This is a genomic window from Nocardia carnea, from assembly GCF_029868325.1.
GTDB lineage: Bacteria > Actinomycetota > Actinomycetes > Mycobacteriales > Mycobacteriaceae > Nocardia > Nocardia carnea_C.
The window spans coordinates 1-13,414 of sequence record NZ_JARWNW010000237.1; the positions used below are offsets into that span (position 1 = coordinate 1).

Consider the following 13,414-nt stretch of genomic DNA (forward strand, 5'->3'; position numbering starts at 1 on the left):
GGCCAAGGGATTGGCCAGCGGCTTCCCCCTCTCCGGAATCGCCGCCTCGGCCGAACTGATGAGCGCCGCCTGGCCCGGATCGCAAGGCGGTACCTACGGCGGGAACGCCGTGGGGGGCGCCCCCCCGCCCACCACCCCCCCCCCCCCCAACACCCCCCCCCCCCACCCCCCCCCCCCCCCCCCCCCCCCCCCCCCCCCCCCCCCCCCCCCCCCCCCCCCCCCCCCCCCCCCCCCCCCCCCGCCGCCCCCCCCCCCCCCCCCCCCCCCCCCCCCCCCACTCCGATGCTGCGATACCGGCCGCGTACGGTGCGGCCGGTAGGGGTCAGCGGCTTGCGTAGACGACGAGAAGGTCGCGCATGGCGCGGATTTCGCGATTCGCCTCACTCAATGCGGTACGCAAACGCAGATTCTCGTCGAGAAGATCGTCGAGATCACCCGTGGTCTCCGCGGTCCGGTCGGCGGTGCGGATATGCACGAGTTCGGCGACAGACGCCGTTGCGGATTCCGTCAGCGGTTCGGCCTGGGCGCCGGTTTCGGCGGTGGCCTCGGCCGCCGGAAGCGGGGCGCTCTCGGTCACCGGAATCCCGGACTGTTCGCCGGGTGTTTCGGGCGCCGTATTCTGTTCGGCCTCCGAAGCGTTCGGCTCTGGTTCCGGCACCGGGGTCACGGCCGCCGGCGCCGATTTACGGGTGGCGGTCCGGCGGCGGCGTTTCTTCGGTGCAGCCGGAGCGGCCGGTGCGGCCTCCTCCTGGGTGGGCTCGGCTTCGGGGAGCTCTGCCGCCTTCAGCCAATTCGCGAGTGTGTTCGCCGCGGGCTGGCCACCTTCACGTTCGGAAACCGAAGTGCACGCGGCATTGACCGTTTTGCCCTGGGCGATAAGTTTTTTCACCCGATTGACGAGTTTGGTCTGTTCCCTTTTCGAGTAGCGCACTGCCATCCTCTACCTCCTGCACTCCGAGCGCTTGCTGCGAGAATTGAACCATTGTGCAGCCGTTCTCGTTCGGCCGGGGGCAATGGATTTCCGCGGAAGGGCCCGCGGTCATTCGGCCGGCCGCCGCCGAGAACCTTTTCCGGCAATGATTTACGAAGGCAATCCGGCCACCGGCGGCGCGCCCGCGGTTCGGCCCGACCGGTGAATTCCCGGTGGGTTCGTGAGGGAAACTTTGTGCTGACGCGTCCCCGGTTCGGTCGCGCGTTCGCACTCACGCGGGTCCCGGCGGCGACGAGATGCCGTGGGGTCCGGCAGCGGCCGGATCCGGGGTTGCGCCACGTCTCGTCTTGGCAACAGGCATTCACGCCCTCCCGCCGCGCCTGTTAGTTTGGGGCTGCTTTCCGTCGATTTCCCGCACCACGAGCGTGCAGAGGAGGCAGGTGGATGCACAGCCCGGAGCGCACGATGATCACCCGACTGGTGGTGTTCGGCGGAACCGGTGATCTCGCCGGGCGTTATCTCCTGCCCGGGCTGGCCGCGTTGCGCGCCGCCGGCTATGTGGACGACGATTTCGAACTGGTCTGCGTGGACCTGAAGGACTGGGACGAGTCGCGCTTCGAGACCTGGGCGCTGGACCAGCTCGATCGGCACGCGGCCGGGATACCGATCGAGGCGCGCCGGGCGCTCGTCGGCACCGCGCGGTACCGGCGTTCCGATATCGGCAATGCCGTCGAGGTGGCCGAACTGGTCAGCGGCGAGCGGCCCGTCGCGGTGTATCTCGCGCTGGCACCGAACCTGTTCCCGGTGGCGATCCGCACCCTGCATGCCGCGAAGATGCCGGCGGGTAGCCGGATCGTGCTGGAGAAACCGTTCGGCGAGGACCTCGCCACCGCGCAGAACCTGAACCGCCTGCTCGCGGATCTGGTCCCCGAACGGGCGGTGTTCCGGGTGGACCATTTCCTGGCCATGACGACCGTGCAGAATCTGCTCGGCAGCCGGCTGGCGAACCGCGTGCTCGAATCGATCTGGAACAGCGCGCATATCGCCAGGATCGAGATCGTCTGGGACGAGACCCTCACCCTCGAGGACCGGGCCGGCTATTACGACCGGGTGGGAGCGCTCAAGGATATGGTGCAGAACCATCTGCTGCAGTTGATGTGCCTGGTGGCGATGGAACCACCGATCTCGTTGTCCGAGCGTGATCTGCGCGACCGCAAGGTGGATGTGCTGCGCACGGTGCGGCCACTCGCGGAAGCCGATATACCGCACCGGACCCGCCGCGGCCGCTACCGCGCGGGCACGATCGGCACCCGGGAGGTCCCGTCCTATGTCGACGAGCAGGGCGTGGACCCGCAGCGGGATACGGAAACCTTCGCCGAGATCGAACTGAGCCTGGACAACTGGCGCTGGTCGGGCACCAGGTTCGTATTACGCAGCGGTAAGGCATTGGCCGAGGATCGCAAGGAGGTCGCGGTCCACTTCCGGCCCGTCCCCTCGATGCCGTTCGGCCGCGACGGCGGCACCCGGCCGAACGTGCTGCGGTTCGGGCTCGACCCGGAATGCCTGACGCTGGCTCTCACCGCCGCCGGTACCAGCGCGGACACCCTGGAACCGTTGACCATGACGGCGCAGATGGATCCGCCCGAGCTCCCGGCCTACGGGACCCTGCTGCTGAACGTCCTGGTCGGCGATCCCGCCTTGTCGATCCGTGCCGACGAGGCGGAGGAGGCGTGGCGGGTGGTGGCCCCGGTGCTCGCGGGCTGGGCACGCGATCTCGCGCCGCTGGAGGAATATCGCGCGGGTTCACGCGGTCCCGGCGAGATCGACCGGGGTGGATGAGGCCGGTGGACGTTGCGGGGGCTTCACCGCGTTCACCGTTGCCGTGTGTCGTCGTGATGGGCGTTTCGGGCAGCGGGAAGAGTTCGACGGCCCGGCTGCTCGCCTTACGCCTCGATGTTCCGTTCGCCGACGCCGACGATATGCACCCCCACGCCAATATCGCCAAGATGCGGTCGGGCCGGCCGCTGGACGATACCGACAGGGAACCGTGGCTGACGGAGGTCGGGCACTGGTTGCGCGATCGAGCGGCGGACGGAACCGGGGGAGTGGTCGCCTGCTCGGCGCTGAAGCGGCGTTACCGCGACAGCCTGCGAGCCGCCGCGCCGCGAATATTCTTCCTGCTCCTGACCGCGGACCGCGAGGAACTACTGGAGCGAACAGCGCAGCGAGGCGAGCATTTCATGCCCGCCTCGCTGCTCGATTCTCAGCTCGCCGCACTGGAACCGCTGGCACCGGACGAGCCCGGTACGGTCCTGCACGGCACCCGCGGCCCCCGCCAGGCCGTCGACCTGGCGCTCACGAGCCTCGACGAGGTCATCGCGGGTGATCAGGGCTGACCGGAGCGCGGGTCTGTCCGATCAGCAGCCCATGGGGACGTCCTCGCCGCGGAACCGGGCCTCCACGAAACTCCAGGCATCGGCGAATCCCGCGACCGCGGCCGTCATATGCTCGGCGATATCGTAGGTGGTCAGTTTGACCGGTGCCCCCGCCTTGCAGGCGCGGTCGGCATATTCGGCCACCCCGTCGTACGGGGTCAGCGTGTCGAAACGGCCGTGCCAGAGGTAGGTGGGCATCGCCGGTACACCGTCGAAATAGCGCAGACTGTTCTCGTGCAGCACCTCCCGCGCCTCGGGACTGTCCATCAGGCTCTTCGACGCCGCCATCTGCTCCGCACTGCGGAACGCGCCGTGGAACAGCAGGAATCGGCGGCAGGCGTCATGGGTGAACTCACGGAACCACAGGCCGTTCTCGTTGAGCTGATCCGATATCGGCAGCCGGTGCGGGTATTCGCGTTCCAGCCCCATGGCCGCGGCGAACGCCAGCCCGAAACCGGGATGCGGGGCAAAACCGAGCCCCAGCGCCATCTGCTCCAGATCGGCCGGGATCCCACCGGCCACGGCCGCGTCGATCTTCAGCTCCGGGGCATAGTCCGGCTGCAACGCCGCGGCCCAGCCGGTGGCGAGCCCGCCGCCGGAATAGCCCGCGATGGCGACCGGGGCATCCGCCAGGCCGAGTTCGGCGACCTGCTGAACGGCGCGGATACTGTCGAGGGTGATCATGCCGCTGAGCCGGCCCGCGGCGTAGGCCACGGTGGGCCCGAGGTAGTCGGGGACAGAAATGGCCCAGCCGCGGCCGATCGGGAGCATCGCCCCGACCGCGTCCTGCAGTTCACCGTTGAACAGCGACCGCGACGGATTGCACCGGGTGCCGAGCGAATTGATCAGCGCCTGATAGGAGACCAGCGGCGGGTTCTCGACACCGACCGGCATGAGCACGGTGGTGACCCCCAGAATGGGCTGGTTACGGGAATTGGTGGACCGGAAGGCGATCTGATGGCCCGTGGTCCCCAGGTAAAGGCCGGTATCGATGGTCCGGGTCCGGACCACATCGCCGGGCTGGAGATCGCCCAGGTTATCGGGTTCGGCGTAGAAGGGGTCCGGGTCGGGCTGGGGATACAGCGGTTCGGCTTTCGCCTCGACGCCGAACAACCCTACCGAGACGAGGGTCAGCAGCAGGATCAGGATTCGGGTGGAAACTCTGAACACGATCTTCTTTCGGACAGCAGGAAACGACCCGGCGACGGACCGGGCACTTGTGATGCCGTTCGGCCCGTCGCCGAGGGATAGGCGAGGTATGCGGGCGACTGCCGTCGCCGCGAAACTGCCGCCGCGACGGCCCGGAGGCAGCGAGCGCGGTGATCGCTCGAACGAACTGTCTCCGTTGGCTTGTGGCCGTGGCCCCAGTTCCGCGCGTGGCGGCTTACTTTACGACGCGCACCGATCGTAGCGGTCGGCTCCGGCCGCGTATATGCCCGATTCTGCGTGAGGTCACAAGGAACCGGCGGGACCTTCTCACTCGGTCCCAAGATCATCAGTGGGCGCCGGTGCCCGTCCTGCGACAGGCGCGGGTCCGAACACGCACGCCGGCCCTCCCGCCGCGCTGGGCGGTGTCGACGCCGGCGGGCAGAATGTCCATGTCGCCGAGCCGGCCGCGGGGCTGTCGCGGCGGCGTGACGACGTCACCGGCTACACGCCGCGCAGGCTCCTCGCTGAAACCGCCGGTGTGGCCGGGCGAGACCTGATCTACGCGGGGTCGCACGACCACGGTGTGCACCCGGACGCGCCGATCCTGGATCGATCAGGTGGTGGCGCCGTAGGAGTAGTCGTCGAGCGGGAACCGCACCGCCTCACGGTGGGCGTTGACGGTACTGGTGGGGCGCAGTAGCGCCGCTTCGCCGTGCTGATTGAAGTAGTAGCTGCGGGCGGTCGCGCAGTCGCCGCCGTAGAACACCGAGGAATCGAGTTTCCCGGTCACCCGTTCCAGGAATTCGGTGTTGGCGCGTTCGGTGACCTCGAAGGTCTTTTCGCCGCGGCGCCGCAACTCGCCGAAGAGGCGGCCCATATGTTTCATCTGCGCTTCGATGGTCGTGAAATACGATAATCCGCTGTAGGAGTACGGGCTGTTCAGGCTGAGGAAGTTCGGGAATTTCGGCACCGTGATTCCCTCGTAGGCCTGGAAGCGGTTCTCGCGCCAGAATTTTCCGAGGTCCACCCCGTCGCGGCCGGTGATCTCGAAGGCCGGGAAGTTGGCGTCCCACAGGTTGAATCCGGTGGCCAGGATCAGGGTGTCGATGGGTGTCCGGCCCCCGTCGGCGGTGACGATACCGTCCGCCTCCACCCGTTCGATCGGGTTCGTTTCCAAACGGACGTGCGGTTTGTTGAACGTGGCGAAATAGTGGTTGGAGAACGTCGGCCGTTTACACCCGAAATCGTAATGGGGTGTCAGTTGCTCGCGGAGCCGTTCGTCGCGGACCTGGGCGCGCAGATGTGCCTTGGCCAGCAGCGCCGCGGCCTTGTTCAGCGGCCGGGCCTGTTTGTAGTGCAGCACGCCGACCACCATCAAGGCCTCCAGCATGGTCGTATTGACCATCCGGGCCGCCTTCTGTGTCGCGGGTATCCGGGCGAAGAGCCGCTGCACCGCGTCCGGGATGGCCGCATCGATCTTGGGCACCACCCAGATCGGGGTGCGCTGGAAAACGGTGAGTTCACGGGCGCGGGCAGCGATCTCGGGTACCAGCTGCACACTCGTGGCGCCGGTGCCGATGATCGCGACCCGCCGATCGGTGAGATCGTAGGATTCGTCCCAGGCGGTGGTGTGAATGATCTTGCCGGCGAAGGTGTCGATCCCCGGGAAGGGCGGCGTGTAGGGCTGGGAGAGGAAACCGGTCGCGGTCAGCAGATAGCGCGCGGTGAGCGTTTCCCCACCGGCCACGGTGACCACCCAGTGCTGCTCTGCGGCGTCCCAGTGGGCGCTCTCGACCGTGGTGTCGAAGCGCATCCGTTCCCGGAGCCGGTACTTGTCCGCGACGTGGTCGGCGTATTTCTTCAGTTCGGCACCGGGGGCGAACAGGCGCGACCAGAACGGATTGGGTTCGAAGGAGTACGAGTAGGTCACCGAGGCGATATCGACAGCCAGACCGGGGTAGCGGTTGACGAACCAGGTGCCGCCCAGGTCGGCTTCCCGTTCGAGTATCACGAAATTGCCGAGACCGAGACGGTCGAGCTCGATACCCGCCCCCATACCACCGAATCCCGCACCGATCACGACGGCGTCGTACCGAGGTGCCACGTCGAACCTCCCAGCGAACTGAATCACACGTCACGGAATGACACCTCATTCCGTTTGTGATGACCGTATCATCGGGAGCGTGACGAAGCCACAGACGCGGGCCGAACGCCGCAAGGCCGAACTACGGCGCGACATCATCGATACCGCCTTCGTCTGCTTCGCGGAGAAGGGCTATCACGCCACCGGTATCGCCGATATCGCCGCCGACCTCGGTATCGGGCACGGCACCTTCTACCGGTACTTCAGCAATAAACGCGACATCATCGACCACGTTATCGACGATCTGGCCGCCCGTATCGTCGAAGCGCTCGGTACCGACAATGCCCCGGACGCGGCGAGCACGCTGGACGAATACCGGCAGCAGATCGAACGGATCGGGGATGCGCTCACCCGCATCCTGCTCGCCGATCGCCGGGTGGCGCAGTTGCTGCTGTTCCACGCACCCGGTATCGACGACGAGCTGACCCAGCGCCTGTACGGCCTGCTCGATACCGCCGACGCGCTCACGGCCGGATATCTCGAGCACGGTGTCGAGCTCGGCTATCTCCGTGCTGATCTGGACACCCGCAACACCGCCCGCGCGGTCACCGGCATGCTGCTGGCCGGGGTCGTTCACGGTCTGCGTGACCCGGACGAACAGGCCATCGCGGCGTTGAACGAGGCCATCCGCCGGCTGCTGATCGACGGGGTCGCCAAGGGGTGACCGGCGCCGCTACGGCCGATCGGCGCACCGGCCGCGGACCCGAGAGGCGCATACAGTGGAGTCCATGTCGCCGATGGACGAATGGCATCCGTCCACCGTCGCGGACTGGAGCGATGAACGTCGCCGGGCCCGGTTGCGGGAAACGCGCCCGAGTTACCGGTGGAAGGCATTGTCGCGCACCAGACAGGCGTTGCTGCGGGTTGCCGTACTACTGACGATCGCCCTGGTCGCCTTCGCGCAGTACTGGGAGCACGATGTGACCCCGGAACGGCAGCGCCTGGCCCGCACCGAACCCGCGCTGCTGCCGATCGCCGGCCCCGCCGATCCGGCTCTGCGGGATACCGCGGTCATCGATTTCGTCGGGCTGGGCGGCCTGAACGCCAGCGATACCGCCGCCGCACTGCCCGCGCTGCGCGAGATGGGTTCGGTCTGGGCGATCCGCTACGACAATCGCGGTATCGATACCGAGGTGATCGCCGAACTGGTCATTCGCGCCGCCGTCATGTCGGGGGTGCGCAATATCGTGCTGGCGGGGCACAGTATGGGCGGAGTGATCGCGCTGGAGGTGGCGCGGCATATCCACACCGGCAGCGATCGGCGGCTGCTGGCGGTACTGCTGGATTGCACACCCCTGGACCTCGATGCCGTACGCCCCGAAAGCCGGGGCCTCGGTGAGGATATGGTCCGCTGGATGGGCTGGCTGCCCGGCGCGCGGGAGAGTCGCGGCCTGCGGATCGCCGTGGAGACCTATGCCCGGCGCGAACGGTTTCTCGACTTCACGGGCGTCCCGGGAATCCGGTTCGACCAGTTGGGTGCCGCGGTCGAACAGGTGTTGCGGGACAAGATCTTCAACGCCGATGCCGCCAGCAACGGGCTCATCGAATCCCAGTTCCTGGCCATTGTCGCCGGCGGTGCCACCGACGATCTCCGGCAACTGTCCGGTGCGGCGCGCGGTAAACCACGCCCGGCCGTCGTCTTCCTCCGGCCCCACGACGCCACCCGCGACCGCGTGGTCGACGTCGCCCGCACCCATCAGGTGCTGATCGACGAGGTCGGCGGGGTGAACGGCAATCTGCTGGTGGTGAAGCCGCGTGGCACGGGGCACGCCGATCCGCGACAGCATCCGGCCGAATACAACAAGGTGATCGGGCAGCAGGTGCTGCCCTTCGTGGAGCGGTACCGGGCGGAGATCACCGCCGCGAGTTCGGCGGCGCCGCCACCGCGGTGACCTCCGATTCCGCGGTGCCGGTGAGGTAGCGCTGCACCGTAGGGCCCAGCCAGGCGATCACCTCGTCCCGGGTCATGGTGACCAGCGGCGGAAAGCGCAGAACGAATCGGCACAGGGCCATGCCGAGGATCTGGGTGGCGGCCAGGCCGGCGCGGATCGGGGCCTCGTGCGGGTCGTTGCCGGCTGCCGTGACCACGGGGCCGAGCTGGCCGGCGAAGATCGCGCGCATCCGTTCGGCGACGGCCTCGTTGGTGACACCGGCCCGCAGCAGGATGAGCAGGGCCTCGTCGCGTTCCCAGCGCTCCAGGAAGTGGGCGACGAGTGCGGTGCCCATGTCTTCGCGTGCGGCGGCCGACAGATCCGGTAGTTCCAGATCGAATTCGGCGGCCGCGGCAAAGAGCCGTTCCTTGTTGCCGAAATAGCGCATGACCATGGCCGGGTCGATCGAGGCGTCCGCGGCGATCGCGCGGATGGTTGCGCGTTCGTAGCCGTCGGCGGCGAAACGCTCACGTGCCGCCGCGAGGATCGTCTCTTTCGTTTCCGCTGCCGATCTCTTCATGCCAACAAGTGTAGGCCAACAAGTGTTGACATAGCTTTCCCGGGCGCTCTATCGTTGATGCCAACAGTTGTTGACTTCACGGAAGTGCAGGTGGGAGACATGTCCACACGCGAAATCGACGTGATCGTCGTAGGCGCCGGGCCGGTCGGCCTCACCACCGCGATCGTCCTCACCCAGCTCGGGCACCGCGTTCGGATCGTCGACGATCAGGCCGCCGGCGCGAACACCTCCCGCGCCGCCGTGGTGCATTCGCGCACCCTCGAACTCCTCGAGCCCTACGGCGTCGTCCCGGCACTGGTCGACCGCGGAATACCTATCCCGCGCTTCACCATTCGCGACCGGGACCGGGCGCTGGTATCGGTGCCGTTCGCCGGACTACCCACCGCCTACCCCTACACGCTGATGATCTCGCAGGCCGATACGGAGAAATTCCTGCTGGCGCGGGCGGCCGAACTGGGCATCGTTGTGGACCGCCCGGCCACGGTGACGGCCATCGCTCAGGACGACGACTCGGTCACCGCGACGCTGTCCACCGGCGAACCGATATCCGCCCGGTATCTGATCGGCGCGGACGGGATGCACAGCACGGTACGCGAGCAGGCGGGGATCGGATTCACCGGCGGCAGTTACGCGGAATCGTTCGTCCTGGCCGATATCCGGTCCACCGGAGGTATCCCACGCGACGAGGTGATCCTCTATTTCTCCCCGGCAGGCCTGGCAGTGGTGGCGCCGCTACCCGGCGATATGTACCGGGTCGTTGCCGTTGCCGATGAGGCACCGCACGATCCGGATATCGGTTTCGTGCAGCGGCTGCTGGACGACCGTGGCCCGCGCGTCGTTCCGGCGGCGGTCACAGAGGTGGTGTGGGGTTCGCGCTTCCGCGTCCACCACCGCCTCGCCGACAGCTATCGGCGCGGCCGGATCCTGCTTGCCGGTGATGCCGCCCATGTCCACTCGCCCGCCGGCGGTCAGGGAATGAACCTCGGCATCGAAGACGCCGTCACCACCGGCCGGATCCTGTCCCGGGTCCTGCAGGGCGAGACCGCGACGCTGCTCGACGAGCATGCCGCCGCGCGGCGCAGCACCGCCCGCTCGGTGATGTCGATTGCCGGGCGGCTCACCGATGCCGCCACCCTGCCGGCCACCGCGCGACCGTTACGCAATATCGGGCTACGCCTCGCCGGTGCCGCCCCGACCGTCCGGCGGCGGCTCGCCTACCGGTTGTCCGGGCTCGACCGCCGCTGAACCGAACCGCACCACTCGAGGAGTCCACCATGCGCGTCGTCAACGAACAGCACGCGAGCAAAGCCCGTCTCGCCGCTCCCACCGTCAATGGTTTCCTGCTGCTCGCCGCGGAGATCGGTGACTGGGCCGGGCCCCTACCGCGACCTTCGGTGCAACGCCGCCGGATCCTGGCCCGGATCGGGCGGCCGGTCGAGCGACTGGCCGCCCGGCACGATGTGCTCGAGGTGACGGCCTTCCGTGCCGCGCTTCGCCCCCCGGGGGAGGGCGCGCAGATCCTTCGCGGCGCCGGTATGACTCCCGCACGTTTCGACGTCGTCGTACTCGTCAGGTCGGAATCGGTGGCCGATCTCGCCGCCATCCGCACCGATCCGGCCTGGCTCGAGCTGTCTGGCCTGCTGGGAGATTCGGCCCGCCGCACCCATCTCGTCGCGGCGAGCAGTCCCGCCCGGATCGCCGATGTGGACCACGGCCCCGACCACTGGTTCCTGTTCAACTACTTCTACGGCGACGATCCCCGGACGGTGCACGATATCTGGGAGTACACCGCCGGTTGGTTCCAGCGGAAGACGGCCTTGCCGAATTCGGCGCCCATGCGCCCGCTGCCGGGTGAGCCCGCCGGCTATACGCTGATCAACCACGCCTCCTGGCCGGCGCTGCGCACCTTCCTTCCCGGGCTGCTCCTGCGGCCCACATTCCGTTCCTTCGTCCTCGCGAATTTCGCGGCGAACGGTATCGCCGCTCAGCCGATCATCTACCGGCGACTGCCCTGATCCGGAACCGCTGGCTCGCCGCGCCCGCGGTGGCCGGTTATCCCGCCGCCCGCACGGGCCGGGATTCCGAAAATTTTCCGGCGGCCCTGTTTGCCCGGAAATAACCCGGGTAGTTGCCGGGGATGTAGCCGATCGGCACTCCGCACTGAGCGCCCACCGGTTACCCGAGAAGAGCCGAAGCCGCGCCCGATGCGGAACCGAACACCGGGAGCGGCGAGCACGCCGAATCGCGGCAGCGACCGCACCCGGGGCCGGGGACAGCCACCCCCGAAGCGCCCGGATCCGGGAACGGTCCACCTGACGCGACTCGGTTCGCCGATCACGTATCGGACGAGAAGCTAGGAGGAGCCATGGCTCAACAGGTGGAAGAACTGATCGGAGACGCCGTCTACGATCTGGACGGCGACAAGATCGGCAAGGTGAAGCGGGTCTACGTCGACAATTCTTCCGGCGCCCCGACCTGGGCGTCGGTGAGCACCGGACTGTTCAAGGACGATTCACTGGTGCCGCTGGCCGGAGCCCAGCTGCGGCAGGACACCAGAGAACTGCAGGTCCGTGTGCACAAGGAAGCGGTGAAATCCGCGCCGCATCTGGAACACGACGGCCTGATCAGCCGCGAATCCGAGGACGAACTGTTCGTCCACTACGGAATCGACCCCGGCCATCCGGGCTGGGACGACTACGGGCGCCACGCCGAACGCCCCGGCGGCGAGACCACCGGTACGGGGACAGCGGCCGGAATGGGCACCGCCGCAGGTATGGGCACCGCTGCCGGGATGGGCGGGACCACCGCGTCACCCGCGGATCGGGAGTCCATGGTGCGCTCGGAGGAACAGCTCGACGTCGGCACCGAACAGCAGGAGTCCGGCCGGGCGCGGATGCGTAAATACGTGGTCACCGAAGAACAATCGGTCACCGTGCCCACCAGCCACGAGGAGGTGCACGTCGAACGGGAACCCATCACCGACCCCAGTTCGGTGAACGCGGACCTGGGTGACGAAGAACGCGAGGTCACACTGCACGAAGAGCGGGTGACTGTGAACAAGGAATCCGTCCCCGTCGAACGGGTCCGCCTCGCCGTCGACGAGGTCGAGGACGAACAGACCGTCTCCGATACCGTCCGCAAGGAACGGATCGAGACCGAAGGGACCGACCGCGACGACCGTCGCTGAGTACTGCACACCAAGGGATCCCGGGTGACAGGCCCGGGATCCCTTCTCGTCGGAGACCCCGCCCGCGCTGTATCCCCCAGCGATCGGTCGTCGCACGGGTGCGGGTTGCGCTCGATACTCCATCGGCGAGGCCGGGAGTGTGGAAACGTCTCTGCTGCACCGATGACTTTCGGGTGAACCTGTCGTCGATATGTCTGGATGAATCGGCAGACAGGAGTCGGGGTATGACAGGACCGTTTCGATCGGCAACGTCCTCGGTGCGGGCAAACGGTGTCGATCTCGGCATCGAGAGCTTCGGCCGCGCGGAGGATCCGCTGGTCCTGCTGGCCGGTGGCACAACAATGTTGTCCTGGCCCGACGCACTGTGCGAGCGGCTCGCCGCGGAGGGGCGGCGCGTGGTCCGCTACGACCTGCGCGACTCCGGCGCATCGACGACCCTCGACCCGGAGAACCCGGCATACGACCTGCGCGACCTCGTCGCCGACGCGGTCGCGCTGGTCGAGGTGCTCGGCGCCGGGACCGCCCACCTCGGTGGGGTCGGCGTCGGCGGGATGGTCGCTCAGGTCGCCGCGCTGGACCACCCGGACATATTCGCCGCATTGACCCTTGTCGGCACCCGGCCGGTGGCGCCGGGCCCGGTCGACAAGGACCTGCCCGACCACGACCGCGCGGTCATGGGCGCGATGTTCTCCCGCCCACGGCCGGACTGGACCGACCGGGACGCTGTCGCGGCGTTCGCCGCCGAGGGCGCCGAGCCGATGGGCAACGATCCGCAGCAGGCGCGGGCGACCGCGACCCGGATCTGGGACCGGACACCGTCGAACGATCCCGCGGTGCACCAGGCGAACCAGCTCGGGATGGTGTTCTCGCGGATCGACTGCACCCCGCGCTGGCGGGAGCGGCTCGGTGAGCTCGATATCCCTGCGCTCGTGGTGCACGGCCGCGCCGATCCCTTCTTCCCGGTCGGCAACGGCGAGGCCCTCGCCGCCGAAATCCCCGGGGCCCGGCTACTCGTCCTAGACGATATGGGTACCGCCCTGCGCGACGCTTCTGCCGATCGGATAGCCGGCGCCATGCTCGCCCTGTAATCACCCGGACGCGAGGCAGCTCGAACCGGC

General features: G+C 68.1%; 12 protein-coding genes and 1 pseudogene. 9 read left to right on the top strand and 4 right to left on the bottom strand.

What is annotated here, in order from left to right:
- Window positions 1-121: pseudogene (locus tag QH196_RS20200) on the top strand (aminotransferase class III-fold pyridoxal phosphate-dependent enzyme); the annotation flags it as partial.
- A 201-nt stretch (window positions 122-322) separates the two neighbouring features.
- Here QH196_RS20200 and QH196_RS20205 read toward each other — a convergent pair.
- Window positions 323-937, bottom strand: coding sequence for a hypothetical protein (locus tag QH196_RS20205; protein WP_280417372.1), 615 nt, complete (start codon window positions 935-937; stop codon window positions 323-325).
- A gap of 438 nt (window positions 938-1,375) precedes the next feature.
- Here QH196_RS20205 and QH196_RS20210 point away from each other — a divergent pair, with 438 nt between their 5' ends.
- Together QH196_RS20210 and QH196_RS20215 are read left to right on the top strand one after the other, a co-directional pair.
- The gene (locus QH196_RS20210; RefSeq protein ID WP_280417373.1) at window positions 1,376-2,770 is read left to right on the top strand and encodes a glucose-6-phosphate dehydrogenase; all 1,395 of its coding nucleotides are present in this window, start codon (window positions 1,376-1,378) and stop codon (window positions 2,768-2,770) included.
- 56 nt (window positions 2,771-2,826) lie between these two features.
- The gene (locus QH196_RS20215; RefSeq protein ID WP_280417466.1) at window positions 2,827-3,327 is read left to right on the top strand and encodes a gluconokinase; all 501 of its coding nucleotides are present in this window, start codon (window positions 2,827-2,829) and stop codon (window positions 3,325-3,327) included.
- A gap of 21 nt (window positions 3,328-3,348) precedes the next feature.
- Here QH196_RS20215 and QH196_RS20220 read toward each other — a convergent pair whose 3' ends face one another.
- Both QH196_RS20220 and QH196_RS20225 read right to left on the bottom strand, forming a co-directional pair.
- Complete coding sequence (locus QH196_RS20220) at window positions 3,349-4,515, bottom strand: lipase family protein (RefSeq protein ID WP_432279522.1); 1,167 nt, start codon at window positions 4,513-4,515, stop codon at window positions 3,349-3,351.
- Window positions 4,516-5,128: 613 nt separating this feature from the next.
- Window positions 5,129-6,619 carry a flavin-containing monooxygenase gene (locus QH196_RS20225; protein ID WP_280417374.1) on the bottom strand — a complete coding sequence of 497 codons (1,491 nt, stop codon included), beginning with the start codon at window positions 6,617-6,619 and terminating at the stop codon, window positions 5,129-5,131.
- 70 nt (window positions 6,620-6,689) lie between these two features.
- On the opposite strand from QH196_RS20225, the gene QH196_RS20230 reads away from it, so the two are divergent.
- Both QH196_RS20230 and QH196_RS20235 read left to right on the top strand, forming a co-directional pair.
- The gene (locus QH196_RS20230) at window positions 6,690-7,322 is read left to right on the top strand and encodes a TetR/AcrR family transcriptional regulator (RefSeq protein WP_432279523.1); all 633 of its coding nucleotides are present in this window, start codon (window positions 6,690-6,692) and stop codon (window positions 7,320-7,322) included.
- Window positions 7,323-7,386: 64 nt separating this feature from the next.
- Window positions 7,387-8,550, top strand: coding sequence for an alpha/beta hydrolase (locus tag QH196_RS20235; protein ID WP_280417376.1), 1,164 nt, complete (start codon window positions 7,387-7,389; stop codon window positions 8,548-8,550).
- Here QH196_RS20235 and QH196_RS20240 read toward each other — a convergent pair.
- On the bottom strand, window positions 8,513-9,109 hold the full coding sequence (locus tag QH196_RS20240; protein ID WP_280417377.1) for a TetR family transcriptional regulator: 597 nt from the start codon (window positions 9,107-9,109) through the stop codon (window positions 8,513-8,515). The two genes, QH196_RS20235 and QH196_RS20240, sit on opposite strands and share 38 nt — an antisense overlap.
- 99 nt (window positions 9,110-9,208) lie before the next feature.
- On the opposite strand from QH196_RS20240, the gene QH196_RS20245 reads away from it, so the two are divergent.
- From QH196_RS20245 to QH196_RS20260, 4 genes are all read left to right on the top strand, one after another.
- A complete protein-coding gene (locus QH196_RS20245; protein ID WP_280417378.1) occupies window positions 9,209-10,354 on the top strand; it encodes an FAD-dependent oxidoreductase in 1,146 nt (381 codons plus the stop codon).
- Window positions 10,355-10,383: 29 nt separating this feature from the next.
- Window positions 10,384-11,124: a hypothetical protein gene (locus QH196_RS20250; protein WP_280417379.1), complete on the top strand. Its 741-nt coding sequence runs from the start codon at window positions 10,384-10,386 to the stop codon at window positions 11,122-11,124.
- A gap of 350 nt (window positions 11,125-11,474) precedes the next feature.
- On the top strand, window positions 11,475-12,296 hold the full coding sequence (locus QH196_RS20255) for a PRC and DUF2382 domain-containing protein (protein WP_280417380.1): 822 nt from the start codon (window positions 11,475-11,477) through the stop codon (window positions 12,294-12,296).
- Between the two features lie 224 nt (window positions 12,297-12,520).
- Window positions 12,521-13,384 carry an alpha/beta fold hydrolase gene (locus QH196_RS20260; RefSeq protein ID WP_280417381.1) on the top strand — a complete coding sequence of 288 codons (864 nt, stop codon included), beginning with the start codon at window positions 12,521-12,523 and terminating at the stop codon, window positions 13,382-13,384.
- Window positions 13,385-13,414: the final 30 nt, after the last annotated feature.

Bases quoted from the DNA above. Each gene is read 5' to 3' on its own strand.
- QH196_RS20240 (WP_280417377.1), bottom strand. From the start codon at position 9,109: ATGAAGAGATCGGCAGCGGAAACGAAAGAGACGATCCTCGCGGCGGCA.
- QH196_RS20205 (WP_280417372.1), bottom strand. From the start codon at position 937: ATGGCAGTGCGCTACTCGAAAAGGGAACAGACCAAACTCGTCAATCGG.
- QH196_RS20245 (WP_280417378.1), top strand. From the start codon at position 9,209: ATGTCCACACGCGAAATCGACGTGATCGTCGTAGGCGCCGGGCCGGTC.
- QH196_RS20250 (WP_280417379.1), top strand. From the start codon at position 10,384: ATGCGCGTCGTCAACGAACAGCACGCGAGCAAAGCCCGTCTCGCCGCT.
- QH196_RS20260 (WP_280417381.1), top strand. From the start codon at position 12,521: ATGACAGGACCGTTTCGATCGGCAACGTCCTCGGTGCGGGCAAACGGT.
- QH196_RS20255 (WP_280417380.1), top strand. From the start codon at position 11,475: ATGGCTCAACAGGTGGAAGAACTGATCGGAGACGCCGTCTACGATCTG.
- QH196_RS20215 (WP_280417466.1), top strand. From the start codon at position 2,827: ATGGGCGTTTCGGGCAGCGGGAAGAGTTCGACGGCCCGGCTGCTCGCC.
- QH196_RS20210 (WP_280417373.1), top strand. From the start codon at position 1,376: ATGCACAGCCCGGAGCGCACGATGATCACCCGACTGGTGGTGTTCGGC.
- QH196_RS20235 (WP_280417376.1), top strand. From the start codon at position 7,387: ATGTCGCCGATGGACGAATGGCATCCGTCCACCGTCGCGGACTGGAGC.